We start from the raw sequence: 23,645 nt of genomic DNA, 5'->3' as shown, positions 1-23,645 counted from the left end.
ACGTCACATCGATTTCCGGCCGAACCGGCGGCCCGCGGGCCGGGCGCGCACCCCGCCCGGCCCCGCCACGGCCGCCCGAATGCCCCCGGGCCCGGTACGCTGGGCGGGTTGTCCGAACGCCGCCCGACCGCGGGACGAGGCCGCAAAACCGCCTCTGACCTGCGATGATCCCCCCTCGGAGACCGTGAGTACTGCCGCCGCCTCGATGCCGCTCTTCTCCGACGCGCAGGAGCCGCACGCGCCCGTCCGGGCCGCCGGCCAAGCCGCGCCGACCTCCTCCCACCACCTGTCCCCGGCCTTCCCCGGCCGTGCCCCCTGGGGCACCGCGGGCAAGCTCCGGGCCTGGCAGCAGGGGGCGCTGGACAAGTACATCGAGAACCAGCCGCGCGACTTCCTCGCCGTCGCGACCCCGGGCGCCGGTAAGACCACCTTCGCGCTGACCCTGGCCTCCTACCTGCTCCACAACCACCTGGTGCAGCAGGTCACCGTGGTCGCGCCGACCGAGCACCTGAAGAAGCAGTGGGCCGAGGCCGCGGCCCGGATAGGCATCCGGCTCGACCCGGCGTACTCCTCCGGGCCGCTCTCCCGGGACTACCACGGCATCGTGGTCACCTACGCGGGCGTCGGCGTGAACCCGATGCTGCACCGCAACCGGACCGAGGCCCGCAAGACGCTGGTCATCATGGACGAGATCCACCACGCCGGTGACTCGAAGTCCTGGGGCGAGGCCTGCTTCGAGGCCTTCGAGCCGGCCACCCGGCGGCTGGCGCTGACCGGTACGCCGTTCCGCTCGGACACCAACCCGATCCCGTTCGTCCAGTACGAGGCGGGGAGCGACGGCATCCGCAAGTCGATCGCCGACTACACCTACGGCTACGGGCACGCGCTCGCCGACCACGTCGTCCGTCCGGTGATCTTCCTCTCGTACAGCGGCAACATGCGCTGGCGCACCAAGTCCGGCGACGAGCTGGAGGCCAGGCTCGGCGAGCCGATGACCAAGGACCTGATCGCCCAGGCCTGGCGCACCGCGCTCTCCCCGCAGGGCGAGTGGATCCCGTCCGTGCTGCAGGCCGCCGACCGCCGGCTCAGCGAGGTCCGCAAGGCGATCCCGGACGCCGGCGGCCTGGTGATCGCGACCGACCAGACGGTGGCCCGCGCCTACGCCAAGATGCTGCGCGAGATCAGCGGCGAGAAGGTCACCCTGGTCCTCTCCGACGAGACCGAGGCCTCCAAGCGGATCTCCGACTACGCGGCCGGGGACTCGCGCTGGATGGTCGCGGTCCGCATGGTGTCCGAGGGCGTCGACGTGCCCCGGCTCTGCGTCGGCGTGTACGCCACCTCGATCTCCACCCCGCTGTTCTTCGCCCAGGCCGTCGGCCGCTTCGTGCGCGCCCGCAAGCGCGGCGAGACCGCCTCCGTCTTCCTGCCGACCATCCCGATGCTGCTGGGCTTCGCCAACGAGATGGAGCTCCAGCGCGACCACGTGCTGGACCGGCCGAAGAAGGAGGGCGAGGGCCTCTTCGACGAGGAGGACCGGCTGCTCGCCGAGGCCGAGCGGGCCAACGACGGCCCGGACGGCGCGGGCGGCGAGGAGTTCTCCTACGAGGCGCTGGGCTCCGAGGCGGTCTTCGACCGGGTGCTGTACAACGCCATGGAGTTCGGCATGCAGGCGCACCCGGGCAGCGAGGAGGAGGAGGACTACCTCGGCATCCCGGGCCTGCTGGAACCGGACCAGGTGCAGATGCTGCTGCAGAAGCGCCAGCACCGGCAGATCCAGCGGAGCAAGGGCAAGCCGGCCGAGGAGGCCGACCTGCTGGAGCTGCCCGCCGAGCAGCGGCCGGTCGTGACGCACCAGGAACTGCGCGAGCTGCGCAAGGAGTTGAACGCGCTGGTGGCCGCCTGGCACCACCGCACCAGCCAGCCGCACGGGACCATCCACAACGAGCTGCGCCGTCAGTGCGGCGGTCCGCTCACCGCGCAGGCCACCGCCAACCAGCTGAAGGCGCGGATCGCCCGGATCCGTGAGTGGGCGAAGTAACGGTCCGTCGGCGGCGTGGACGGCAGGACCGTAAAGGTCATGTGACGTTCAGATATACGCGAAGGTTTTGTGGAGACAGCCGGTCGAATGATCGGCTAGTCTTCGGCGTGCTGCGCCGCCTCCGGGCCGCCGACGCCATCCGCCCCCCGTCCGGGGTCGGTCGTCGCAGTTCCCGGTGAATCCGGCCGGCACCTCACCGACCCGGGAGGACGCGACGCTCCGTCGTGCGCCCGGGCCTGTCTGTCTTTCCAAGGAGCACACCCAACGTGTCGTACCAGCAGCCCTACGCCCAGCAGCCCGAGCTCTCCGACAAGTCGAAGGTCGTCGCCGGCGTTCTGCAGATCCTGCTCGGCAGCCTGGGCGTCGGTCGCTTCTACACCGGCCACATCGGCATGGGCATCGCCCAGCTGCTGACCTGCGGCGGCCTCGGTGTCTGGTCGCTGATCGACGGCATCCTGTTCCTCACCAGCAACGACCGCACCGACTCCCAGGGCCGTCTGCTGCGCGGCTGACCCTTGGTCGCATCCGCGAAGGCGCGTCGCCGCCCCGGCCGTCCCGGCCGGGGCGGCTTCGCCGTTCCCGAACGGCTGCGCACGGCCTGGGCGCCGGTCGGGGTGCTGGTCGGCGGCGTGGCGGGCTCCGCCTACCTGTGGTCGCGCAACCCCCATCTGTCCGGGCAGATGCTGCCGTTCTGCCCCTGGCGCAAGGTCACCGGGCTGCAGTGCCCCGGCTGCGGCGGCACCCGGATGGCCTACGACCTGCTGCACGGCGACCTCGCCGCCGCCTGGCACGACAACGCGGCGCTGCTGCTCGCGCTGCCGCTGGTGGCCGTGACCTACCTGGTCTGGCTGCGGCACGGTCTGGCGGGGCGGCGCTGGCAGCCGCCGCTCGGCCGGCGGGGGACGGCCGTGCTGCTCGGCGTGGCGACCGCCTGGACCGTCCTGCGCAACGTGCTCTGACGCCACATCGCTCCGGTGCGGCGCGTTCCGGCCCGATCCGTCCGGAACTCGGACTGTGGTCGAACTTACGAACGCCTGGTCGCGGTGTTCTGGGTCGTTTTGACACGGTTTGACGGGGCGTGCGAAATTGATCTTGCCCGAATTTTGGACAAACACTTCCGCCGCCGCATTTCCTTCACTACCTTTCCCACACGCTCTCCCGCCGGGCGACCCCCGCGAGACGGGCGTCGCAGGGCCCCAGGACGTCAAGGACGACTCTCCGCGGCCCGAGCGCGGCCACCCACCTGCGCGCGACCCCCGAGTCCCGGACCGGCCCGCCGATCCGCGACCCGCCGCGGAAAGGAATTGCGCGTCGTGACTGCAGAGACCTCCCAGACCCTGGACCGCGGTGTCCGGGTCCTCAAACTGCTCGCCGACTCGGAGCGCGGGCTCACCGTGACCGAGCTGGCGGCCCGCCTCGCCGTCAACCGGACGGTCGTCTACCGGCTGCTGGCCACCCTGGAACAGCACGGACTGGTCCGCCGGGACATCGGCGGCCGCGCCCGGGTCGGCCTGGGCGTCCTCCGGCTCGCCCACCGGGTCCACCCGCTGCTGCGCGAGGCGGCGCTGCCCGCGCTGCGCAGCCTCGCCGAGGACCTCGGCGCCACCGCCCACCTCACCCTGGTGGACGGCAACGAGGCGCTCGCGGTGGCCGTGGTCGAACCCAGCTGGACCGACTTCCACGTCGCCTACCGGACCGGGCTGCGCCACCCGCTGGGGGAGAGCGCGGCCGGCCGGGCGATCCTCGAGGCCCGGGCCTTCCCGAGCCAGCGCCGGCCGGAGCAGGGCTTCGTCATCACCCGGGCGGAGGAGCAGTCGGGGGCGTCCGGCGCGGCCGCGGCGCTGCTCGGACTGAGCGGCATCGAGGGCAGCGTCGGCGTGGTGATGCTCAACGGCCTCGTCCCGGAGCGGGTCGGCCCCCGGGTGGTCGAGGCCGCCACCGAGGTCGCCGACGCGCTGCGCTGAGCGCCCCGCCGCGGCGGGCGGGCCGTCCGGGTGGCCGTGCGCGTGCCCGCCGGACGTCCCGGTGTGTTTGGATGCCTCTGTGTCCGACACCAAGCTGCCCCCGGCCCTCACCGCTCCCCGGACCCGGGCCCTCGCGCTCTGCGGCGCCCTGGTCACCGCGCTGTTCGGCGTGGCCGCCTTCGTCCCGCTGCCGTACACCCTGACCTTCCCCGGCGTGACCGCGGACACCCTCGGCAGCTACCAGGACCGGCCGGTGCTCACCATCACCGGCGCGCCGGTCCGCAGCACCCAGGGACAGCTGCGGATGGTGACCATCTCGGCGACCAACCCCGGGGAGCGGACCAGCCTCTGGCGCTCGCTGGAGGCCTGGTTCGACGAGGACGAGGCCATCCGGCCCACCGACACCGTCTACCCGCAGGGCAATCCGGCCAAGGCCGAGGAGGTCAACGCCCAGCAGATGGTGGAGTCCCAGGACGCCGCCACCACGGCCGCGCTCTCCTACCTCCAGCTGTCGCCCGCCCAGGTGAAGGTGAAGGTCGACCTCGGCGACATCGGCGGCCCGAGCGCCGGCCAGATGCTCGCGCTCGGCATCATCGACAAGCTCGCCGGGGACGGCAAGGGCGGCGACCTCACCGGCGGGCTGACCATCGCCGGCACCGGGACCATCGACGACCAGGGCGTGGTCGGCGCGGTCGGCGGCGTGCCGCTCAAGACCCAGGCGGCGGCCCGGGACGGCGCGACCGTCTTCCTGCTGCCCAAGGACGAGTGCACGGACGCCAAGGTGAACACGCCCGCCGGGCTGCGGCTGGTGCCGGTCGGCACGCTGGCGGAGTCGGTCTCCGCGCTGGAGGCGCTGCGCACCGGCGGGGCCGTCCCCACCTGCTGAGCCACCCCGGCCGTCGGGCCGACTACTCGGCGGCGGCCTGGTCGACCAGCGGCAGGATCCGGTACGGCACCGGGTTCTCCAGCGCGATGGCCGTCGAGGAGCGGACGATCCCGTCGAAGCCGACCACCCGGTCGATCACCCGCTGCAGGTCGGCGTTGGAGCGGGCCACGATCCGCACCATCATGTCGCCGTGCCCGGTGATGGTGTGCAGTTCCAGCACCTCCGGCACCGCCGCCAGGTGCTCGCGCACGTCCGTGCCCTGGCCCTGGGAGATCTCCAGGGTCGCGAAGGCCGTCACCGGGTAGCCCAGCGCCGCCGGGTCCACCTCCGGGCCGAAACCGCCGATCACCCCGCGCGCCTGGAGCCGGTCCAGCCGGGCCTGCACCGTGCCGCGGGCCACCTGGAGCCGGCGCGAGCACTCCAGCACGCCGATCCGCGGCTCCTCGGCGAGCAGCCGGATCAGCCGGCCGTCCAGGGCGTCGATGGCGTCGTTGGTGCTCCCGGCGAGTCCGCCCGGGGCGACCGAAGGCCCTTGTCCGGTGGGCGAGTTGGACGGTCCGGGGGCGACCGGTGGGTTGGCGGCGTGGGCGGGGGGCATCGCGGGGGCTCCGTCCTCCGATGGGCATTCTGTACAGCGGCGCGTCCGATTCTCCCGTCCCGGAGCACAGCTTGACCAGGAGGAAACGGAACAGTTGCGCGGAAGTCGGCTCGGCGCCACCCTCCAGCCACAGCCCCGTGCGCCCGTCACCACCCCGGCGTTCCGGGGGCGACCCGTGGTCCCGCACCCCACCGGGAGGGCTGACATGACCGACACCACCGCCGAACGCGTGCTGCCGACGGCCGGCCCGGGCCCCGGGGGCCTGCGCGCCGTCGCCCCGGAGGAACCCGGACTGCTCCCGATGGGCCGCGCCGACGCGGTGGTCTTCGCGGTCGGCGACGCCGAGCGGGCGGCCCACCGGTACGCGGTCGCCCTCGGGCTGCGCTGCACCGCGTACGCCGGGCCCGAGACCGGCGAGCCGGAGACCGTCTCCTACGTGCTGCGGGCGCCCGGGACGCGGTTCGTGCTGACCTCGCTCGTCCAGGCGATCGGCCCGCGCGGCCGGGAGCTGGCCGAGCACCTGGCCCGGCACGGCGACGGGGTGATCGACCTCGCGGTCGCGGTGCCGGACGTCTGTTACGCGTACGACTACGCCGTCGACCGGGGCGCGGCCTCGCTCGCCGAGCCCTACGAGGTGCGGGACGCGTACGGCACCGTGGTGCTCGCCGCGATCGGGGTGCCCGGCGGGACCAGACACACCCTGGTCGACCGCTCCCGGTACCGCGGGCCCTACCTGCCGGGCTACGTGCCCTTCGAGCGCTGGTGACGGCGGCGGTCAGCGGACGGCGAGGTCGACCCTCGGCGGGTAGCCGTTCCAGGAGACGATCACCGAGTTGGCCTGGGCGTCCTTGGTGAAGTCCACCCGGAGCCATCCGGGGCCGTCCCAGACCAGCATCTGCCACCCCGGGTCCGGGGCGGCCGAGACCAGCGAGGCCCGGTCCGACTGGATGTCCAGGGCGACCTTCCCGCCCGGGACGAGGTAGCTGTGCACGGAGGACGTGGTGCTGCCGACCGGGGACGGGCGGTGCGAGGTCGGCGCGGCGGCCGACGGGGTGGCGGAGGCCGTCGGCGTCGGCCTGGGCGGGGCCGCCGACGCCCGGACGGTGGACGGCGGCGCGGTCGGCTCGGTGCGGCCGGTCGACTGCGGCGGCGTCGCCGAGGGCGTCGGCACGGGTCTCGCACCCTCGGCCGAGGCCGGCGAGGGCAGCGGCAGCGCGGAGGGCTGCTCGAAGGCGGCGCCGGTCAGCACGGCGTGCACACCGAACCAGGACAGCGCCACCGCCGCCCCGGTGGCCGCCGCCCAGGCGCCGAGCTGTACCAGTCCGTTCCGCATCGTGCGCACATCCTGCCGTATCCCCCGGTCGCGCAGGTGGGCGCCCCGGTACTTCCACAGGGAACTTGCACAACTGCGGCCGACGTGCCGCAGACCTGCGCGAACCACCCCGAGGTACAGACCAATCGGGGCCAATGGCGTACCGTGCAGCCCCATGGCAACAGTGCTCGTGGTCGAGGACGACCCCTTCGTGCGATCCGCCCTCATCCGCCACCTGACCGACACCGGCCACGCGGTTCGCAGCGTGGGCACGGCACTTGAGGCGCTGCGCGAGGTCGCCCAGGTCGGCTGCGACCTGGTGATCCTGGACCTCGGCCTGCCGGATCTGGACGGCAGCGAGGCGCTCAAGATGATCCGTGGCCTGACCAACGTCCCGGTCATCATCTCCACCGCCCGGGACGACGAGGCCGAGATCGTCCGGCTGCTCAACGACGGGGCCGACGACTACCTGGTGAAACCGTTCTCCGGGGAGCATCTGAGTGCCCGGATGGCCGCCGTGCTGCGCCGGCTCGGCGGCGGGGCGGCCCCGGTCAGCCAGGTGCTGCGGGTCGGCGGGCTGGCGATCGACCTCCAGCGCCGGGAGGCCTCACTGGACGGCCGGGCGCTGGACCTGACCCGCCGTGAGTTCGACCTGCTGGCCTTCCTCGCCGCCCGGCCGGGCGTGGTGGTGCCGCGCAAGGAGATCCTGGCCGAGGTGTGGCGGCAGACCTACGGCGGGGACCAGACCATCGACGTGCACCTGTCCTGGCTGCGCCGCAAGCTCGGCGAGACCGCGTCGAGCCCGCGCTACCTGCACACCGTGCGCGGGGTCGGGGTCCGGCTGGAGGCGTCCGGGCAAGCCGCCGGGCCCGGTCCCGTCCCCATGGAGCGCCGGACATGAGAAGGCTGCGGCACTCGCTGCGCTGGGCCCTGATCAAGGCCGCCGTGGCCGGGACCACCATGGTCGCGCTGGCGTTCCTCATCCCGCTCGGCCTGATGGTCCAGCAGACCGCCCGGGACCGGGCGTTCACGGCCGCCGAGCGGCAGGCCGCGGCGCTCGGCCCGGCACTGGCCATCACCACCGACGAGGACGCCATCGCCCGGGCGGTGGCCTCGACGGACGCGGGTGCGCAGGGGCGGATGGCGGTGCACCTGCCGCCGGCGGAGGCCGCCGTGGCGGCCGGTTCCGGCTCCGGTGCGGCCGGCGGTGCGGGCGGGGTGGCCGCAGCGCCGGGCGGGGCGGGGACGGTGCCGGGCGCGGCCGGTCCGCAGGGGGCAGTGGCCGCGGCCGTACCGGGTGCCGCGAGGGCCGCCGCGGGTGCCGCCTCCGCCGACGGGGCGACCATCGGCGAAGTCCGGGCGCTGGACGCCGACGTGGCCACCGCGGGCGGCCAGGGGCGCTCGTTCACCGTGCAGGTGCCGGGCGGCTACGCGCTGCTCCAGCCGGTCGCCGTGGACACCGTGCGGACCGCCGTGGTCGAGGTCTTCGTGGCCGACGGCGACCTCACCCGGGGCGTGGCCACCGCGTGGCAGGTGCTCTCCGGGGTCGCGCTCGGGCTGGTCGCCATCTCGGTGCTGGTCGCCGACCGGATGGGCGCCCGGATCGTCGGCTCGGCCCGCCGGCTCGCCGCCGCCGCCCGTTCGCTCGGCGCGGGCAATCTGACGGTCCGGGTGCCGGTGGACGGCAAGCAGGCCGCCGGCAGTCCCGCGGAGTTGCACGAGGCCGCCCACGCGTTCAACGCGATGGCCGACCGGGTCGTCCAACTGCTCGCCGCCGAGCGGGAGTTGGCCGCCGACCTGTCGCACCGGCTGCGCACCCCGCTGACCGTGCTGCGGCTGAACGCCGCCTCGCTCGGCGAGGGCGACGCGGCCGATGCCACCCGGCACGCGGTGTCGCAGCTGGAGCGCGAGGTCGACCAGATCATCCGCTCGGCCCGCCGGGCGCCCGAGGACGCGCCCGCCGTCACCGTCGGCTGCGACGCCGCCGAGGTGATCCGCGAGCGGGTCGGCTTCTGGTCCGCGCTCGCCGAGGACGAAGGCCGTCCCTGGCAGCTGGCCGGCGCCGAGCGCGAGACGCCCGTCCCGGTCCAGCGCGGCGACCTGGCCGCGGCGGTGGACGCGCTGCTCGGCAACGTCTTCCGGCACACCGCGGTCGGCACCGCCTTCTCGGTGGACGTGCTGCCCACCGAGAGCTCGGTGATCGTGCTGGTCGGGGACGCCGGTCCGGGCTTCACCGATCCGCAGGCCGCGCTGAAGCGCGGCGAGGGCCACGGCGGGGAGGGCTCCACCGGCCTCGGGCTGGACATCGTCCGCAAGCTCGCCGAGGCCACCGGCGGCGACCTCGCGCTCGGTGCCTCGGCCGTGCTCGGCGGCGCCGAGATCCGGCTGCGGCTGCGCACCCGGCAGGACGGCACCGAGCCCCCGCGGGCCGGCAGACGGCGCGGCCGCGGGCCGCTGTTCCCTCGCTGACCGGGGCCGCCGGGCACGGGTGATGAAAGGTTTCGGCGCTTCGTCAGGCTCCGGGAGGGCCGGGGGAGGAACGGGCTCCCCTTCTTTCTTAAGCGCGCCGTAAGGGAGTTCTACCCCTGGCTCAGCAGGCGGTTTCCGGCCATGGCGCGCCGTTAGCGTCGTCCGCGTCGGTCATCCCCCTCGACCGCGCACCTGCCAGCCCCGGAGGTAAGCCCCATGACGACCCAGCAGCCCCACCGCCGCCCCGGCGGTCGCCGTCGGCACAGCCGCAAGGGCGTGCTGATCGGCGCCTCGGCGGTCGCTGCCGCGCTGGTCGCCGGGGGCGTGGTCGTCCTCGCCTCCTCGGCCAGCGCTGCCTCGCTCGGCGCCGTCTACACCCGCACCAGCAGCTGGGACTCCGGCTACACCGGCCAGTACCTGGTCACCAACCCGGACGGCAGCGCCATCGAGGACTGGACGCTCACCTTCGACCTGCCGGCGGGCGCGAAGATCGACTCGCTCTGGAACGCCACCTTCACGGCGGACGGCCAGCACGTCACGGTCCGGCCGGAGGCGTGGAGCAAGCGGCTGGAGCCGGGCAGGAGCGTCGTGGTCGGCTTTGTCGCCCAGGGCGCCGGCGCCGCGCAGACCGAGCCGGGCAACTGCCTGATCAACCAGAGCGCCTGCAAGCCGGGGGACGGCAGCGCGGCCACCCCGTCCGGCCGGCCGACCACCACCGCGACGGCCTCCCCGTCCGCCTCCGCCTCGGTCACGGCGTCCGCCACGGCCACCGCGACCGCGACCGCCACGGCGAGTGCCACCGCCACCGGCGCTCCGACCACCGGGACACCCGGCCCGAGCGCCACGGCGACCACCCGGCCCACCACCCCGGCCCCGACGGCCACCGCGACCGCCACCACCACGGCCGTGCCCACCACCCCGGCCCCCACCACCCCGGCGCCCACCGCGACCGCGACCGGCACCCCCGCCCCGGCCGGCGGCGCCGGCTTCAGCCCGTTCGTCGACACCTCGCTCTACCCGCCCTACGACCTGGTCGCCACCGCCAAGGCCGGCGGCGTCAAGGACTTCAACCTGGCCTTCGTCGTCTCCGGCGGCGGCTGCACCCCGAAGTGGGGCGGCGTGAGCGACCTCGCCGCCGACGCGGTGGCCGCCCAGATCGGCGCCCTGCGCGCGATCGGCGGCGACGTCCGGGTCTCCTTCGGCGGCGCCAACGGCAGCGAGCCGGCCCTCGCCTGCTCCTCGGTCGCCGACCTCACCGCCCTCTACCAGAAGACCGTGGACGCCTACGGCCTCACCAGGATCGACTTCGACGTCGAGGGCGGCGCGATCGCCAACGCGGCCGCCAACACCCGCCGCGCCCAGGCCATCGTCCAGCTCCAGAAGAACGCCGCCGCCAAGGGCAGGGCCCTGGAGGTCTCCTTCACCCTCCCCGTGCTCCCCTCCGGCCTGACCCAGGAGGGCGTCAACCTGATCGCCGACGCCAAGAACAACGGTGTGGCGATCAGCGCGGTCAACGTCATGGCGATGGACTTCGGTGACGGCGTCGCCCCCAACCCGCAGGGCCAGATGGGCAAGTACGCCATCGCCGCGGCCACCGCCACCCAGGCCCAGGTGAAGAGCGTGCTCGGCCTCGACGACGCGACCGCCTGGCGCAAGGTCGCGGTCACCCCGATGATCGGCGTCAACGACGTCGCCAGCGAGGTCTTCACCGTCGCCGACGCCAAGCAGCTCGCCGACTTCGCCAAGAGCAAGCACCTGGCCTGGCTGTCGATGTGGTCCGGCACCCGCGACAAGGCCTGCGAGGGCGGCGCCAAGGCGTACGCCGACGCCAGCTGCAGCTCGATCGTCCAGCAGCCGCTGGAGTTCACCCGGGCCCTCGGCGCCTACACCGGCTGACCCGCCTCCCCCGACTCCGGCCGTCCGTGCCCCGACCGCAGCGGGGCACGGCCGGCCGGCACCATCTCCCGGCCCATCACTCTCCGTGATCGACGCGATCCGGACCGGCCGCAGGGCATCGGGTATCGTCGCTGGTTGGCCGACGGCGGACGGAGCGAAGAGTGACAGCGGTGCAAGACGAGCGCGGCGCGGTGCCCACCGCACCGGACCGGGCGCCCGCCCCTCCGTCGGACCGGCTGCGCACCGCCCTCGGCGCCCCCCTGCGCGCCCTGCGCGAGGCCCCGCGCCGGCCACTGCTGGCCGCCTCCGCGGTCGCGTTGTTCTCCCTGCTCGGCTACGCGGTGGTCCGGCACTTCGCGCACACCTCGATGGTGGACATGATCGTCTACCGGGCCGAGGGCGCCGCCGTCGCCAACGGCGAGGACCTCTACGGACTGCGCGTCACGCAGTGGGACCTGCCCGCCACCTACCCGCCGTTCGCCGCGATGCTGTTCGTGCCGACGACCTGGTTCCCGATCCCGTTCCTGCGGGTCGCGGTCACGCTCTGCAACCTCGGATTGCTCGCGCTGCTCACCCACCTGTCGTTCAAGCTGGTCGGCTGGCCGCGCCGGGACCTGCGGGCGATCGGCGTGATCCTGGTCACCGGCCTCGGCGTCTGGCTCGAACCCGTCTACACCACGCTGCGCTACGGCCAGATCAACCTCGCCCTGGCCTGCCTCATCCTCTGGGACCTCACCCGCCCCGACGGGCGCCGCAGCAAGGGCGTCGCGATCGGCATCGCCGCCGGCATCAAGCTCACCCCCGGCCTGTTCGCGGTCTACCTGCTGCTCACCGGCCGCGTCCGGGCCGCCTTCGTGGCCGGCGCGACCTTCCTCGGCACCTTCCTGCTCGGCGCGCTCGTCCTGCCGGACGCCACCTGGGGCTTCTGGACCAAGTACCTCTACGACTCCTCCCGGGTCGGCAAGACCGAGATCGTCGACAACCAGGCACTCAGCGGCGCCGTCGCCCGGCTGCTGCACACCGCCGACCCCGGCACCGCCGCCACCCTGGCCGCCGTCGTCGTCGCGGTGGCCGGCCTCGGCGTCGCCGTCTGGGCCGCCCGCAGCTCGCGCTGGCTGTCGCGCTCCGAGGCCTGGGGCGTCTGCTGCGCCGCCGTCACCGCCGTGCTGATCTCGCCGATCAGCTGGACCCACCACTGGGTCTGGTGCGTGCCGCTGCTCGTGCTGCTCGCCTGCGAGGCGGCGGTCGAACGGGCCCGTCCGGCCGCCGTCCGGAAGATCCGCTGGCGGGCCGCCTTCGGGGCCACGCTGGTCGCCTTCCTGTCCTTCGCGATGTGGCTCGCCAAGCCGCAGGGCGCGAAGGTGCTGGAGCTGTCGCCGCTCCGCCAGATCCCGACCTCGGTCTATCCGCTCGTCGGGATCGCCTTCCTGCTGGCCGCCGCGCTACGCGTGCGCGCCCGGCGCCTGGCGGCCGGTGCGCCGGCGGCGGCGCTGCCCGGGCAGCGCGACGGCGAACGGCCGGACTCCGCGCGCGAGCGTCAGCAGGCCCCCGCGGCCCGCTGAGTCGGCCGGTCCGCCGTGGCCGGGGCGGCTCGCGTGCCCCGCTCGCGCCGCTTGCCCCGCTCGCCCGGTGCCGCTCGCGGGCCTCACGCGAGCAGCGCGGCCAGCGAGCCGTCCATGTCCAGCGCGGCCATCTCGCTGCCCGGGGGCACCAGCCGGTGCGCCCGCTCCAGCCAGGCGGCCACCGCCGGCAGCGGCGCCTCCAGCAGCGCGTCCCCGGCCGGCGAGCTCAGCGCCAGGCAGAGCACGCTGCGCCGGCCCGAGCGGGTCGGCCAGATCCGCACGTCACCCTGGCCGCAGGGCCGGAAGGTGCCCTCCACCAGCAGCTCGCGGGCGAACACCCAGGTCACCGGCGAGCCGGTGTCCAGGTGGAAGGTGATGTGCACGGCGTAGGGGTCGTGGCTGCCGTAGGACAGCCGGGCCGGGACGGGGACGCTGTGCTCGGGGGAGAGCACCAGGTTGAGCTCCAGCTCGTGCTCGACCACGCTCGTCGGGCGCTCCATGATCGGGTTCCTCTCTGCCTGCGGTTGGCGCCCGTTTCCGGGCCCTGTGACCTTGGAGAGCGCGGCCCGGGAGCGCTCTTACACGGGTTTCCGGGTTTTCTCGGGATTTTTTCGCGGAGATCCGTCGGCGGTGGTGTGGGGAGTGGTGAACGCTGGACGGTGGGCGCGCGGTCGGGCGTGCGCGCCGTCTTCCTTACCGTGGGCGGCCCCGGCCTGTCCGCTGAATGGCCAACTTCGCTCCGCCCGCCCGCCGAGGCACTACCCTTTGTGACTGCCCGGCAACTGTCCGCCTCCTCGGCGGCACCCCTCGCGCCGACGGCGGAGCCACCCGGGTCGCCCGTGCCACCGTCGCGCACCCCCTCGCCGGGCGAGCCGCATCGGCCTGCCAGGAAAGCGAGCCCCCATGACGGACCGGCCCCTCGCCGGCGGCAGCACGGACACGGCCGCCGGCCCCGCGCCGGGCTACTACCCCGACCCCTCCATCCCCGGCTTCGTCCGCTACTGGGGCGGCTCCGCCTGGGTGCCCGGCACCAGCCGGCCCGCCCCGGCCGAGGGCGAGGTGCTCGAACCGCCCCGGTACGCGACCCGTCCGCCGGGGCCGGCGGCGGCCGGCCGGGGCGGGACGGGGCGGTACGTGCCGCCGCCGGTGGCCGCCGAACCGGCGGGGGAGTCCGAGAGGGGTGTCGCGGGGGAGGTGCGGCGGCTGTCGTCCGGCGGGGACAGCGGGCCGGTGTACCTGGACCAGACGGGGGGCGGGGCGTCGTTCACCTTCGTGGTGCCGGAGAACGGGCCGGTGTTCCGTCGCGGCGGGGAGCGGGCGCCCGTCGCGGAGCCGGAGCCGGAGCCGGAGGTGGGGGCCGGGGCGGGGTCGGAGCCGGCCGGGTGGCAGCCGGATCACCGGGCGCAGCACGGGCCGATGGAGGCGGGCGGCGCGTCGCGCTGGGTGTCCTGGGGGGTGTTGCCGGAGGCGGTGGAGGAGCCGTTCGTCGAAGCGCCGCCTGTGGAGGTGTCCCCTGTTGAGGTGCCGCCCGTCCCGGAGCGGGCGGGCGTTGCCGAGCAGGCCGAGCCGTTGCCCGTTCCCGCCCCGGCCCCGGCGCCGGTGCCGGTGCCGGGGCCGAGCCCGGTGGCGGCCCCGCCGCCCGCTCCGGATCCGCCGCTCGTGGTGGCGGAGGCCGTGCAGGAGGCCGTGGAGAAGGCCGGACCCGCCCCGTCCGCGCCCTCGGCCGTCCGTCCCGCCGCCCCCGTCCGGTCGTCCCCGTCTCCGTCCCCCGCCCCGCGCCGCCGTGCCGGGGCGGCGGCGCCACGTCCCGCCGGGCTCGGCCGCCGCCTGGTCGCCCGGCTGGTCGACACCGCCGTGCTGGCCGTGGTCGCCGTCGCCGCGGGCGTCCCGCTCGGCCGCTCGGTCGAGGCCCACCTCCAGCGCAAGCTGGACCGGGCCCGGATGGCCAGCCGGCTCGCGCACCGCCAGGTCGACGTCTGGCTGGTCGACGGCACGGTGCTCGGCAAGGCCGCCGTCCTGCTCGGCATCCTGCTCTTCGTCGGCCTGCTCTACGAGGTCCTGCCGACCGCCGGCACCGGCCAGACCTTCGGCAAGCGGCTCGCCCGGATCCGGGTGATCGCGGTGGCCCGCACGCCGGGGGCCGCCGCCCCGGCCCGTCCCGGGCTCGGCCGCTCCCTGGTCCGCTGGCTGGTCCGGCAGGTCTCGATGCTGCTGGTGGCCGGCCTGTTCTGGCCGCTGTTCGACCGGCCGGCCCGGCGCGGCTGGCACGACCGGGCGGCCCGTACCCGGGTCGTCCGGCGCTGAGGCTCCACCGGCCTCCCACCTGCGTGGTCTTGTCGGACAAAACGGTGTCAATATCCCAAATTCATACAATGCGTGATGTTCTACTCGGGGCATGAGTACCTACGACCCCTCAGGCCCCGAGCCGGAGGGGGGCGGCAAGCCCTCCTTCGGCAAGCAGCCCCCGCAGTCGGGCGGCGGCACGCCGGAAGGTACGCCGTCGGACCCGTACGGCACCCCGCCCCCGGACGGCCCGCCCCCGGACGGCCCGCCCCCGGACGGCCCGCCGCCGAGCGGCGGCCCCGGTGCGTACGGCGGCACCTACGGCGGCGCTCCCGCAGGCCCGCCCTACGGGCAGAACCCCTACGGGCAGTCGCCGTACGACCAGCCCCCGCCCGGCTACGGTCCCGCCGGGTACGGGGCGCCCGGACCCGGTCCCGGCCCCGTCCCCGGGATGCCCCCGCTCGGCAGCTGGCCCAACCGGATCCTCGCCCGGCTGATCGACTACGTCCTGGTGCAGGCCGTCGCCCTCCTCCTGGTCCTGCCGTTCGCCGGCCACGCCGACCGCTCCGCCTCGGCCGGCGCCTTCTGGGTCGCCTGCGCGATCTACTTCGTCTACGAGGGCCTGATGCTCAGCCGGGACGGGCAGACCCTCGGCAAGAAGGCCATGAAGGTCCGGGTCGCCATGCTCGTCGACGGCAACTCCCCGACCCAGTCGGCCGCCTGGACCAGGGCGGCGGTCTTCATCCTGCCCGCCGTGCTCTGCTGCGCCGCGCTCTGGTGGCTTGTCGACGGCCTGTTCGGCGTCTTCGACAAGCCCTACCGTCAGTGCATCCACGACAAGGCCGCGAAGACCGTGGTGGTCTCCACCGCCTGAGCTGTCGGCGCGGCCGGGGCCGCCCTCGCCTTCGCCGACCGGCGTGCGGTGCCTCCGCGCGCCGGTCGGCCGCGTACGGGGCGCGCGGAGGGCGTGCGGGCTCACGGACTCGCCCCCGGGGCCGTCGGCCCCGCTCGGTACGGTGGGCCCGACCGAGCCACCGCTCCGCGCACCGCCGCACCGCACCGCACCGCACCAGGGGGAACCGCCGTGCCCATACCTGCCGACTGGCCCACCACCGAGGCCGAGGCGCTCGCCGAACAGGAACGCCTGCGCCCGCTCGTCCTCCCGGCCGGGGCGGACGGCCTGGACGGCTCCGGTGACGACCGGCTGATCGCCGGTGTCGACGTCGCCTACGACGACGCCCGCGACCTCGTCGTCGCGGCGGCCGTGGTCCTCGACCGCGCCACCCTCGCCGTCGTCGAGGAGGCCACCGCCACCGGACGCATCGCCTTCCCCTACATCCCCGGCCTGCTCGCCTTCCGTGAGCTCCCCGCCGTCCTCGACGCCCTCGCCGCCCTCACCCACCGCCCCGGCACCGTCGTCTGCGACGGCTACGGCCTCGCCCACCCGCGCCGCCTCGGCCTCGCCAGCCACCTCGGCGTCCTCACCGGCCTGCGCACCCTCGGCGTCGCCAAGACCCCGTTCACCTTCGACCACCGCGACCCCGGCCCCGCCCGCGGCGACTCGACCCCGCTCACCGACCCGGCCACCGGCGAGGAGGTCGGCCGCGCCCTGCGCACCAGGCCCGGCGTCAAACCCGTGTTCGTCTCCGTCGGCCACCGCATCGGCCTCGCCGAGGCCGTCGAGACCACCCTCGCGCTCACCCCCCGCTACCGCCTCCCCGAGACCACCCGGCACGCCGACTCGCTCTGCCGCCGCGCCCTCGCCGCGGCGAGCCGGACACCGGACGTGAACTGACGGTCCACCAGGGGCGGCCCGTGTGTTAGACATGACTCACTCACCAGAACCGTCAACGACACACCGGCCGGACGCACGGGGGAGGCGCCGCACGTGGCAACGGGGAACGGAACGGGATCGACCGGCGGGGCGGGACGCGGCTACCGCGTCGAGGTCGAGCAGCTGCGCGCCTTCGCGGCCCAAGTACGGCTGCTGCTCCACGAGTTCCAGCGCCATGCCGACGGCACGGCGACACACGGCCGCAGCGGCATCGGCTCCACCGCGCTCGGCACCTTCGCGGAGGCCACCGAGCTGCACGGCCGCTACCAGACCATGCGCGACGGCCTGCGCGACGTCCTCAACCAGCTCCAGGAAGCCGTCGACGAGGCCCAGAAGAAGGCCGAACTGACCGCCACCAACTACGAGGAGCAGGAGCACCGGACCAAGAAGAAGCTGAAACTCGGCGACGACGGCTGGTCCGTGGCCAACCCCTCCGCCACCAGTACCGCCGCCTACGCCTGGACCACCGCCCCGGCCCAGCACGACGACGGGAAGGGCGTCCGGTGAGCTACACCGACTTCAGCAAGTACAGCCACGCCGAACTCCGCCGGATGGTCCAGGCCCTCAACCCCGGCGAGGTGATGTCCGCCGCCGACCCCTGGCGCCGTGCCGCCGACACCCTCAAGGCCATCCGCGCGACCCTCACCCGCGCCAGCACCGAGGCCGCCACCTCCTGGGAAGGCAGCACCAGCGACGCCTTCCACGCCCGCATGCTCCAGCTCGCCACCACCATCAACACCACCGCGTCCTACGCCAACGACGCGGCGATCACGCTCAAGGCGATCTCCGAGGCCATCGACAAGGCCAAGCGCGAGATGCCCGAGGAACCCAGCGGCTGGGAGCAGTTCAAGGACGGCGTCGGCGACACCGTCTCCTCCCTCTTCGGCGCCGACGACGAGGACTCCCGCACCGCCGTCGCCAGCCAGAAGAAGGCCGAGGCCGCCACCGTCCTGCAGACGCTCGCCATGCACTACCGCACGGCCACCCCGATGCTGAAGCCCCCGCCGCCTCCTCCGCCTCCGCCGGGGCGCCCGGGGGCCATCCAGGCCGACGACAGGGACCTCTCGGAGGACGGCCCGGGCGCCGGCGGCTACGGAGCCGTGGGCGGCTTCCTCAGCGGCGCCAGTATCGGCAGCGCCGGAGCGGGTGCGGCGCCCGTGGCCCGCTCGCGCGAGGGAGCGGTAGCGGATCCTCGGACCGGCGGCGCCGTACGCTCGAACCCGCAGGGGACAAGCCCGTCGTTCTCGAAGTCGCCACCGGCTCCCGCCGACCCTGGCGTCAAGGGAGGGGTCGCTACGCCGCCGTCCAAAGCCACGCCGGCCAAGTTCGGCGCCGGGACCGTTGTGGACGGCACTGGCGCCCTGCCGGCGCCGGCGGTGTCCAGTGGGCAGCCGCCGTCTGCGGGGAGCGGCACGTCGATCCTCGGTTCGCCGGTGAACGGTGGAAGCCAGTCCCTGCCCCACAGCCCCGTTACACAGCCCGTCGCACCGCAGAGTAGCCACGGGGGGAGCGGGATCCCGCAGCCCTTCGGCCCCGCCATAAGGCAGGGGCAGGGGTCGGTTCCCGAGCAGAACCGACAGGCCGGTCCCGAGGCCGTGCGCGGTGGCCGTGAAGGGGCACCGGGTCGGACCGGAGCCGGACGCAGCAGTGCGATCTTCGGAGTCGAGGGCATGCCGGGCGTGAGCGGCGGCGGGAGCGCGGGTGGCGTGGGTTCGACCCGGGGCAGGGGAGCCGTCGAGGGCACGGCCGGTCGAGCCGGAGGCACGGTCGTCGGTGTGGGGGACCACTCCGGCAAGAGCGGCAGCGGCAAGCAGGCCTTCACCGAGGGCGGCTCAGGCGTGGGAGCGCGCGGGAGGATCCGGCCGGAGGCCGGAGCGGGTGCGGGCAGCTCGCTGACGCAGGCGCCCATGGTGCCGCTCGGCGGCGCCGAGCGGGGCAGGAAGGACGACGAGAAGCGGAAGCGTCGTCCTGACTACCTCGTCGAGGACGAGGAGACCTGGATGTCGGACGACCCGGTCAATCCGAACGTGGTGGAATGACGCCCGGCCTTCGGGCCCGGGCCGATCGATCGGTTGTCCTGCGGCCGCAGCGGCCGCAGGACAACCTCTGCGCTGAGTGGGGTGGCGGGAGTTGAGGAACTGGCGTCTGAGTCGCGGGGCGGCCGTGCTGGTGGCGGGCGGACTGCTGGCGACCGTGAGCGCTGGTCCGGCCTGCGCCGACAACGTGCGCGATGCGCAGTGGCCGCTTGCGACGTACCAAGCGGAGTCCGTGATCTGGCCGGTCTCGAAGGGGGAGGGTGTCACGGTCGCCGTCATTGACAGTGGCGTCTTGAAGGATCATCAGGACCTGACGGGGCAAGTGCTGGCCGGTGCGGACTTCACTGGGGAGAAGACGGACGGCACGGTGGACAATGACGGCCACGGCACCGGAATGGCGAGCCTCATCGCCGGCCACGGCCATGGCTCCGGGGCAGGCATCAAGGGCCTGGCGCCCCAGGCCAAGATCCTTCCCATCCGGATCACCTTGGACGGGGAATCACTCTCGGATCGGTCGGAGACCGCCAAGGCGATCCGCTATGCCGTTGATCACGGTGCGAAGGTCATCAACATGTCCATCGCTGGGCCTTCCGGGGCCGACCCGGACGAGCGTGCGGCGGTCAAGTACGCGAGGGACCAGGACGTGGTCCTGGTCGCGGGTGTCGGCAACAAGGGCGACAAGGGGGGTGCCGTGGAGTACCCGGCCGCCTTTCCCGGGGTCGTGGCGGTCGGCGCGGTGGACCAGAACGGGCTGATCTGGAGCAAGTCGAGCTTCGGTCCCGAGACCACTCTGGTCGCGCCTGGAGCGGAGGTCCCCCATGCGAGCGCCAAGGCCACGAACGGGTACGGCATCGCCAACGGCACCTCCGACGCCACCGCCTACGTCTCCGCCACAGCCGCGCTGATCCGGGCGAAGTACCCGGAGCTCTCCGCAGGGCAGGTCATCAACCGGATGATCAAGAGCGCCACCCCGCCCGCCGACGGCTCGGCGGTGCCGAACGCGCGGTACGGGTACGGGGTGCTGTCGCCGGCGAAGGCGTTGGAGGCGAACCCGGCGGTGGACGGGGGGCCGCGGGACAATCCGCTGGCCGGACGGGCGGAGGCACAGGCTGCTCCGACGGTGCCGCCGGCCGAGGAGGAGTGGCAGTCGCCGCCGCCGGTGACGGTGCCGGCGAACCAGGAGAACAGCGGCGTGAAGTGGGTGCTGCTGGGCACGGCCGGGCTCGCGGGAGTGGTGCTGCTGGGGGTCGTGGTGACGGTGCTGCTGGTGGTGCGCGGGCGTCGCCGGCGGGAGCGGGAGGCTGCCGCCGCTGCGGCGGCGTACCAGGGGTATCCGCCGCCGCAGCAGTGGCCGCCGTATCAGGGGTGAGCGGCGAGCCACTCGGGGCGTAGGGCGGCCATCCGCAGGACGTCGTGGTACTCGCCGGCCCAGTGGTGGGCCTGGCGGGCGCGGCCCTCGTGCTGGAAGCCGGCCTTCTCGTAGGCGCGGGCGGCGCGCGGGTTGTAGGCGAAGACCTCCAGGTGGACGCGGTGGAGGCGGACGGTCGCGAAGGCGTGGCGCAGGAGCAGCAGGGTGGCCTCGGTGCCGACGCCGTGGCCGGTGCTGTCGGGGGTGAGGGCGATCCGGTAGCCGGCCGAGGCGCTGTCGGGGTCGAGGTCGTTGAGTGCGAGTTCGCCGAGGAAGCGGCCGGTGGCGCGGTCCTCGACGGCGAGGTCGAGCCGGTCGGGCCGGTCGGGGCGGGTGGTGCACCACTCGCGGATCTCGTCGTGGGTGAAGGCCCGGCGGGTGCCGGTGAGGCGGTTGGTCTCCTCGTCGGCGGCGAACCGCCACATCGGGTCGGTGTGCCGGGCGCCCAGTGGGACGAGGGTGACGGTGGCTCCGGGCAGGGTCGGCTTGTGCGCGAGCGCGCCGGGGTCGAAGGTCGGCATGGTGGCCAGGGTGGACCGGAACGCTCCGCTCCGCCAGTGAATTCGCCTGCCCGGAGGTTCACCGCCGATGTGTCACTCGGCGACGGCGATCTGCTCGCGGTGGCGCAGGTCCGGGCCGGTGAGCTGGTCGGTGACGGCGGCGGCGAGGTCGGCCTGGGCGATCCGCTCGCCGAGGACCTGCGGGCCGCCGGTCCGGTAGCGGCCGGTGCCGGGGGCGGTGCGGTCGAGGTCCAGGGGCGGGGTGACGACGACCCAGTCGAGAGTGGTGGGGGAGTCCCGGAGCAGGTCGAGGGCGGCGGCGTGGCCGAGGGAGAAGGCGCGGTGGGCCGCGGGGAGGCCGGGGTCGTCGTGGAGGGCGACGCCGGGGGCGGTCTCCAGGGTGGTGGCGATGCCGACGTGGACGAGCCGGCGCACGCCCGCGGTGTCGAGGCCGGTGACCAGGGCGCGGGTGGCGGCGGGGTAGAAGTCGAGGGAGGGGACGTCGGGGGTGTAGACGGTGCTGACGGCGCCGGCGTGGCCACGGGCGGCGTCGGCGACGGCGTCGGGGTCGGTGACGTCGCAGGCGGTGAGGGTGACCCCGGGGCCGGCCAGATCGGCGTGCCGTCCGGGGGTGCGGACGGCGGCGGTGACGGTCAGTCCGCGCCGGCGGGCCTCGGCGACCACGGCGCGGCCGACCTGGCCGCCGGCGCCGAACACGATGACATCGGTGGTGGGGTTCACGGCGGTCTCCGTCCGTCCGGGCGGGGGCGCTGATCGCCGCCTGCCGACGCCGTGACGGTAGAACGGGGGGTGCCGGTTACTTCAACGGTACCGGCGGGCACACCCGTTCGGTTACCTTCGGGGCATGACTCGGACCGTGCCCGCACCGTTACCGCCGGACTTCTTCGACCCGAACTGCCCGGTGCAGCGGGTTCCCGTGCTGGGCAGCCGGAAGTGGGCGTGGAAGATCGTGCGCTGCCTGGAGGGTGGCCCGCGCCGGTTCTCGGAGCTGCGGGTGCCGCTGGTGGGGATCACGGCGAAGGTGCTGGCCGAGTCGCTGCGGTCAATGGAGTACGACGGCGTTGTCAGCCGGACGGAGTACGCGGAGAACCCGCCTCGGGTCGAGTACGCGTTGACGCCGCTCGGCCGGACGCTGCTGGGGCCGATGGACGCGGTCTGCGACTGGAGCCGCGCCAACCTGTCCGAACTGCTCGCCGCCCGGGAGGCCGCCGAGGCCGATGAGGCCGCGGAGGGCGGCGGGGCTGGCAGGATTTCGGCGACCGCTGGCGCTGACGCCGCTGGTGGGGGCGGTCAGGGCGCGGCCATCCTGGAGACATGACCACTTCCGAGGACAGCGGCGGCCTGACCGGCGACGACGCGATCGTGCCCGACACCAAGGACTGGACGTGGGTGCTGGAGCGCCCCTGCCCGGACTGCGGGCTGGACGCCGGCGCGGTCGGCCGGGGGCAGGTGGCCGGGATGATCCGCGCCAACGCGGCGGGCTGGGCGGGGGTGCTGGCCGGTGAGCCGGAGGCGCTGCGCCGCCGTCCGCGTCCGGAGACCTGGTCGGACCTCGAGTACGCGTGCCACGTCCGGGATGTCTTCCGGCTGTTCCACGTCCGGCTGAACCTGATGCTGGACCGGGACGACCCGCTGTTCGCCAACTGGGACCAGGACGAGACGGCCGTCGCCGAGCGGTACGGCGAGCAGCGGCCGGAGGCGGTGGCGGAGGAACTGGCGCGGGCCGCGGAGGTGCTGGCGGCGGCGTTCGAGGGGGTGACGGGCGCGCAGTGGGGGCGTACCGGCAACCGCAGCGACGGGGCGCGCTTCACGGTGGAGTCGTTCTCCCGCTACCTGATCCACGATCCGGTCCACCACCTGTACGACGTCACGGGCGAGCGGGTCTGAGCGGGCCTGACCGCGGGCCCGAGCGGGCCTGACCGCGGGCCCGAGCGGGCCTGACCGCGGGCCCGAGCGGGCCTGACCGCGGGCCCGAGCGGGCCTGACCGTGGGCCTCAGGCGGCCCCGGGCGGGCCCGGGAGGGGCGGGCCCGAGCGGCGGCGACGGAGCCGGCGAGGGTGGTTCCGGCTCACGGTCGTCCCGCTCCGGGTCTCACCAGCCGGAGGCCTCGCGGAGCATGGTGCGGCGGAGTCGGCCGGCCACGCTGGCGGTGTCGGTGCCGATGACGTCCGCGATCTCCGGCGCGGCGAGGCCGACGACGTAGTGCAGGATGGCGAGGTCGTCGTCGGCGGGCCGGCCGGGGCGGTCCGCCGGACGGTCCGCGGCGCGTTCCTGGACGGGCTCCTCGGCGTCGGGGCGGTCGGAGGGTCGGCCGCTCCGCCGGGTGTGGTCGCCGACGGTGTCGCGCAGGATCTGCCAGGCGTGCGCGGTGGGGTTGGAACTCCCCAGCAACTCGCGCCACTGGACGGCGATTTCGGCGAAGGCCTGTTGGACGGCGCCGGCCGCGCGGTCCGGGTCGGGCAGCCAGACCCGGGCATAGCTGAGGTACCGCGGCCGGTGCAGCTCGCAGAACGCCGCGAACTCCAGCGGTACGGCGGGTTCGCCGGGCCCCTGGGGCGGCTCGGCGGTGCTGTCATGACGTTGGGTCATCTCGGCTTCTCGGCAAGTGAGATGGGCTTCTGACGGTCGATCATCTGTGCTCACTCTACGGTAGGCGCTCGGTGCGCTCGGTTACCAATCGACTGGATTGCCCGGAAGGCGCCGCCGCGCGGCCGGTTCCGGCGGTGGCCGGGGGGGGGGGGGGGGGGGGGGCCGGGGGGGGGGGGGGGGGGGGCCGCGGCGGGGGGGGGGGGGGGCGGGCGGTCGCGGGGAGGGGTGGGGTACAGGAGGGCCCGGGGC

23 protein-coding genes and 1 pseudogene are annotated in these 23,645 nt (G+C 74.6%); 18 read left to right on the top strand and 6 right to left on the bottom strand.

Going from position 1 to position 23,645, the window contains the following annotated elements; genetic code table 11:
* The first annotated feature begins 205 nt into the window (after window positions 1-205).
* From ACFVUH_RS34645 to ACFVUH_RS34625, 5 genes are all read left to right on the top strand, one after another.
* Window positions 206-2,038 carry a DEAD/DEAH box helicase gene (locus tag ACFVUH_RS34645; RefSeq protein WP_387917517.1) on the top strand — a complete coding sequence of 611 codons (1,833 nt, stop codon included), beginning with the start codon at window positions 206-208 and terminating at the stop codon, window positions 2,036-2,038.
* 266 nt (window positions 2,039-2,304) lie between these two features.
* Window positions 2,305-2,550, top strand: a complete 246-nt coding sequence (locus ACFVUH_RS34640; RefSeq protein ID WP_355370729.1) for a TM2 domain-containing protein — start codon at window positions 2,305-2,307, stop codon at window positions 2,548-2,550.
* Between the two features lie 3 nt (window positions 2,551-2,553).
* Entirely contained in the window at window positions 2,554-2,997 is a 444-nt protein-coding gene (locus ACFVUH_RS34635) for a DUF2752 domain-containing protein (RefSeq protein ID WP_387917494.1), read from the top strand.
* A gap of 354 nt (window positions 2,998-3,351) precedes the next feature.
* A complete protein-coding gene (locus ACFVUH_RS34630; RefSeq protein ID WP_270146684.1) occupies window positions 3,352-4,002 on the top strand; it encodes an IclR family transcriptional regulator in 651 nt (216 codons plus the stop codon).
* A gap of 79 nt (window positions 4,003-4,081) precedes the next feature.
* Window positions 4,082-4,888 carry a S16 family serine protease gene (locus ACFVUH_RS34625; RefSeq protein ID WP_387917493.1) on the top strand — a complete coding sequence of 269 codons (807 nt, stop codon included), beginning with the start codon at window positions 4,082-4,084 and terminating at the stop codon, window positions 4,886-4,888.
* A gap of 22 nt (window positions 4,889-4,910) precedes the next feature.
* On the opposite strand, the gene ACFVUH_RS34620 is transcribed toward ACFVUH_RS34625, so the two are convergent.
* Entirely contained in the window at window positions 4,911-5,486 is a 576-nt protein-coding gene (locus ACFVUH_RS34620; RefSeq protein WP_387917491.1) for an Lrp/AsnC family transcriptional regulator, read from the bottom strand.
* A 301-nt stretch (window positions 5,487-5,787) separates the two neighbouring features.
* On the opposite strand from ACFVUH_RS34620, the pseudogene ACFVUH_RS34615 reads away from it, so the two are divergent.
* Window positions 5,788-6,234: pseudogene (locus tag ACFVUH_RS34615) on the top strand (VOC family protein); the annotation flags it as partial.
* A gap of 27 nt (window positions 6,235-6,261) precedes the next feature.
* Here the strand turns inward: ACFVUH_RS34615 and ACFVUH_RS34610 are convergent.
* The gene (locus ACFVUH_RS34610; protein ID WP_387917489.1) at window positions 6,262-6,819 is read right to left on the bottom strand and encodes a hypothetical protein; all 558 of its coding nucleotides are present in this window, start codon (window positions 6,817-6,819) and stop codon (window positions 6,262-6,264) included.
* Window positions 6,820-6,973: 154 nt separating this feature from the next.
* Between ACFVUH_RS34610 and ACFVUH_RS34605 the strand changes: the two genes are divergently transcribed.
* The 4 genes from ACFVUH_RS34605 to ACFVUH_RS34590 all read left to right on the top strand — a co-directional run bounded on the left by ACFVUH_RS34605 (window position 6,974) and on the right by ACFVUH_RS34590 (window position 12,725).
* On the top strand, window positions 6,974-7,699 hold the full coding sequence (locus ACFVUH_RS34605) for a response regulator transcription factor (RefSeq protein WP_387917488.1): 726 nt from the start codon (window positions 6,974-6,976) through the stop codon (window positions 7,697-7,699).
* Window positions 7,696-9,267 (top strand): sensor histidine kinase, encoded by a 1,572-nt coding sequence (locus ACFVUH_RS34600; protein ID WP_387917487.1) that lies wholly within the window; start codon window positions 7,696-7,698, stop codon window positions 9,265-9,267. The genes ACFVUH_RS34605 and ACFVUH_RS34600 overlap by 4 nt, the downstream gene beginning before the upstream one ends.
* A gap of 216 nt (window positions 9,268-9,483) precedes the next feature.
* Window positions 9,484-11,163: a cellulose binding domain-containing protein gene (locus ACFVUH_RS34595; RefSeq protein WP_387917485.1), complete on the top strand. Its 1,680-nt coding sequence runs from the start codon at window positions 9,484-9,486 to the stop codon at window positions 11,161-11,163.
* Between the two features lie 161 nt (window positions 11,164-11,324).
* Window positions 11,325-12,725, top strand: a complete 1,401-nt coding sequence (locus ACFVUH_RS34590) for a glycosyltransferase 87 family protein (protein ID WP_387917484.1) — start codon at window positions 11,325-11,327, stop codon at window positions 12,723-12,725.
* Between the two features lie 83 nt (window positions 12,726-12,808).
* On the opposite strand, the gene ACFVUH_RS34585 is transcribed toward ACFVUH_RS34590, so the two are convergent.
* Window positions 12,809-13,225 carry an SsgA family sporulation/cell division regulator gene (locus ACFVUH_RS34585; RefSeq protein ID WP_380292894.1) on the bottom strand — a complete coding sequence of 139 codons (417 nt, stop codon included), beginning with the start codon at window positions 13,223-13,225 and terminating at the stop codon, window positions 12,809-12,811.
* A gap of 403 nt (window positions 13,226-13,628) precedes the next feature.
* Between ACFVUH_RS34585 and ACFVUH_RS34580 the strand changes: the two genes are divergently transcribed.
* From ACFVUH_RS34580 to mycP, 6 genes are all read left to right on the top strand, one after another.
* Complete coding sequence (locus tag ACFVUH_RS34580; RefSeq protein WP_387917483.1) at window positions 13,629-15,029, top strand: RDD family protein; 1,401 nt, start codon at window positions 13,629-13,631, stop codon at window positions 15,027-15,029.
* Between the two features lie 91 nt (window positions 15,030-15,120).
* Window positions 15,121-15,882 carry an RDD family protein gene (locus tag ACFVUH_RS34575; protein ID WP_387917481.1) on the top strand — a complete coding sequence of 254 codons (762 nt, stop codon included), beginning with the start codon at window positions 15,121-15,123 and terminating at the stop codon, window positions 15,880-15,882.
* A gap of 210 nt (window positions 15,883-16,092) precedes the next feature.
* The gene (locus tag ACFVUH_RS34570; protein WP_387917479.1) at window positions 16,093-16,803 is read left to right on the top strand and encodes an endonuclease V; all 711 of its coding nucleotides are present in this window, start codon (window positions 16,093-16,095) and stop codon (window positions 16,801-16,803) included.
* A 93-nt stretch (window positions 16,804-16,896) separates the two neighbouring features.
* Entirely contained in the window at window positions 16,897-17,349 is a 453-nt protein-coding gene (locus ACFVUH_RS34565; protein ID WP_355370695.1) for a hypothetical protein, read from the top strand.
* Window positions 17,346-18,881 (top strand): hypothetical protein, encoded by a 1,536-nt coding sequence (locus ACFVUH_RS34560; RefSeq protein ID WP_387917477.1) that lies wholly within the window; start codon window positions 17,346-17,348, stop codon window positions 18,879-18,881. The genes ACFVUH_RS34565 and ACFVUH_RS34560 overlap by 4 nt, the downstream gene beginning before the upstream one ends.
* Window positions 18,882-18,972: 91 nt before the next feature.
* Window positions 18,973-20,247: a type VII secretion-associated serine protease mycosin gene (mycP, locus tag ACFVUH_RS34555; RefSeq protein ID WP_387917476.1), complete on the top strand. Its 1,275-nt coding sequence runs from the start codon at window positions 18,973-18,975 to the stop codon at window positions 20,245-20,247.
* Here the strand turns inward: mycP and ACFVUH_RS34550 are convergent.
* The gene (locus ACFVUH_RS34550; RefSeq protein WP_387917474.1) at window positions 20,238-20,807 is read right to left on the bottom strand and encodes a GNAT family N-acetyltransferase; all 570 of its coding nucleotides are present in this window, start codon (window positions 20,805-20,807) and stop codon (window positions 20,238-20,240) included. The genes mycP and ACFVUH_RS34550 overlap by 10 nt on opposite strands.
* Before the next feature lie 72 nt (window positions 20,808-20,879).
* Entirely contained in the window at window positions 20,880-21,527 is a 648-nt protein-coding gene (locus ACFVUH_RS34545) for an NAD(P)-dependent oxidoreductase (RefSeq protein ID WP_387917473.1), read from the bottom strand.
* Between the two features lie 124 nt (window positions 21,528-21,651).
* Here ACFVUH_RS34545 and ACFVUH_RS34540 point away from each other — a divergent pair, with 124 nt between their 5' ends.
* Together ACFVUH_RS34540 and ACFVUH_RS34535 are read left to right on the top strand one after the other, a co-directional pair.
* Window positions 21,652-22,125, top strand: coding sequence for a winged helix-turn-helix transcriptional regulator (locus ACFVUH_RS34540; RefSeq protein WP_387917472.1), 474 nt, complete (start codon window positions 21,652-21,654; stop codon window positions 22,123-22,125).
* Window positions 22,122-22,694 (top strand): DinB family protein, encoded by a 573-nt coding sequence (locus ACFVUH_RS34535; RefSeq protein WP_355370679.1) that lies wholly within the window; start codon window positions 22,122-22,124, stop codon window positions 22,692-22,694. Before ACFVUH_RS34540 ends, ACFVUH_RS34535 begins: the two co-directional genes overlap by 4 nt.
* A 204-nt stretch (window positions 22,695-22,898) precedes the next feature.
* Here the strand turns inward: ACFVUH_RS34535 and ACFVUH_RS34530 are convergent, their stop codons facing one another.
* Window positions 22,899-23,396 (bottom strand): hypothetical protein, encoded by a 498-nt coding sequence (locus tag ACFVUH_RS34530; protein WP_355370677.1) that lies wholly within the window; start codon window positions 23,394-23,396, stop codon window positions 22,899-22,901.
* Between the last annotated feature and the right edge of the window lie 249 nt (window positions 23,397-23,645).

It is taken from the genome of Kitasatospora sp. NPDC058032, assembly GCF_042885845.1.
In the GTDB taxonomy this organism is placed as follows: domain Bacteria; phylum Actinomycetota; class Actinomycetes; order Streptomycetales; family Streptomycetaceae; genus Kitasatospora.
Note: the sequence above shows the minus strand (reverse complement) of the source record. Positions and strands in the feature narration are given on the sequence as shown.

Excerpts from the sequence above, each read along its gene's own strand:
- ACFVUH_RS34530 (WP_355370677.1), bottom strand. The coding sequence starts at position 23,396 with ATGACCCAACGTCATGACAGCACCGCCGAGCCGCCCCAGGGGCCCGGC.
- ACFVUH_RS34535 (WP_355370679.1), top strand. The coding sequence starts at position 22,122 with ATGACCACTTCCGAGGACAGCGGCGGCCTGACCGGCGACGACGCGATC.
- ACFVUH_RS34605 (WP_387917488.1), top strand. The coding sequence starts at position 6,974 with ATGGCAACAGTGCTCGTGGTCGAGGACGACCCCTTCGTGCGATCCGCC.
- ACFVUH_RS34620 (WP_387917491.1), bottom strand. The coding sequence starts at position 5,486 with ATGCCCCCCGCCCACGCCGCCAACCCACCGGTCGCCCCCGGACCGTCC.
- ACFVUH_RS34600 (WP_387917487.1), top strand. The coding sequence starts at position 7,696 with ATGAGAAGGCTGCGGCACTCGCTGCGCTGGGCCCTGATCAAGGCCGCC.
- ACFVUH_RS34585 (WP_380292894.1), bottom strand. The coding sequence starts at position 13,225 with ATGGAGCGCCCGACGAGCGTGGTCGAGCACGAGCTGGAGCTCAACCTG.
- ACFVUH_RS34575 (WP_387917481.1), top strand. The coding sequence starts at position 15,121 with ATGAGTACCTACGACCCCTCAGGCCCCGAGCCGGAGGGGGGCGGCAAG.
- ACFVUH_RS34595 (WP_387917485.1), top strand. The coding sequence starts at position 9,484 with ATGACGACCCAGCAGCCCCACCGCCGCCCCGGCGGTCGCCGTCGGCAC.
- ACFVUH_RS34610 (WP_387917489.1), bottom strand. The coding sequence starts at position 6,819 with ATGCGGAACGGACTGGTACAGCTCGGCGCCTGGGCGGCGGCCACCGGG.
- ACFVUH_RS34580 (WP_387917483.1), top strand. The coding sequence starts at position 13,629 with ATGACGGACCGGCCCCTCGCCGGCGGCAGCACGGACACGGCCGCCGGC.
- ACFVUH_RS34550 (WP_387917474.1), bottom strand. The coding sequence starts at position 20,807 with ATGCCGACCTTCGACCCCGGCGCGCTCGCGCACAAGCCGACCCTGCCC.
- ACFVUH_RS34645 (WP_387917517.1), top strand. The coding sequence starts at position 206 with ATGCCGCTCTTCTCCGACGCGCAGGAGCCGCACGCGCCCGTCCGGGCC.
- ACFVUH_RS34540 (WP_387917472.1), top strand. The coding sequence starts at position 21,652 with ATGACTCGGACCGTGCCCGCACCGTTACCGCCGGACTTCTTCGACCCG.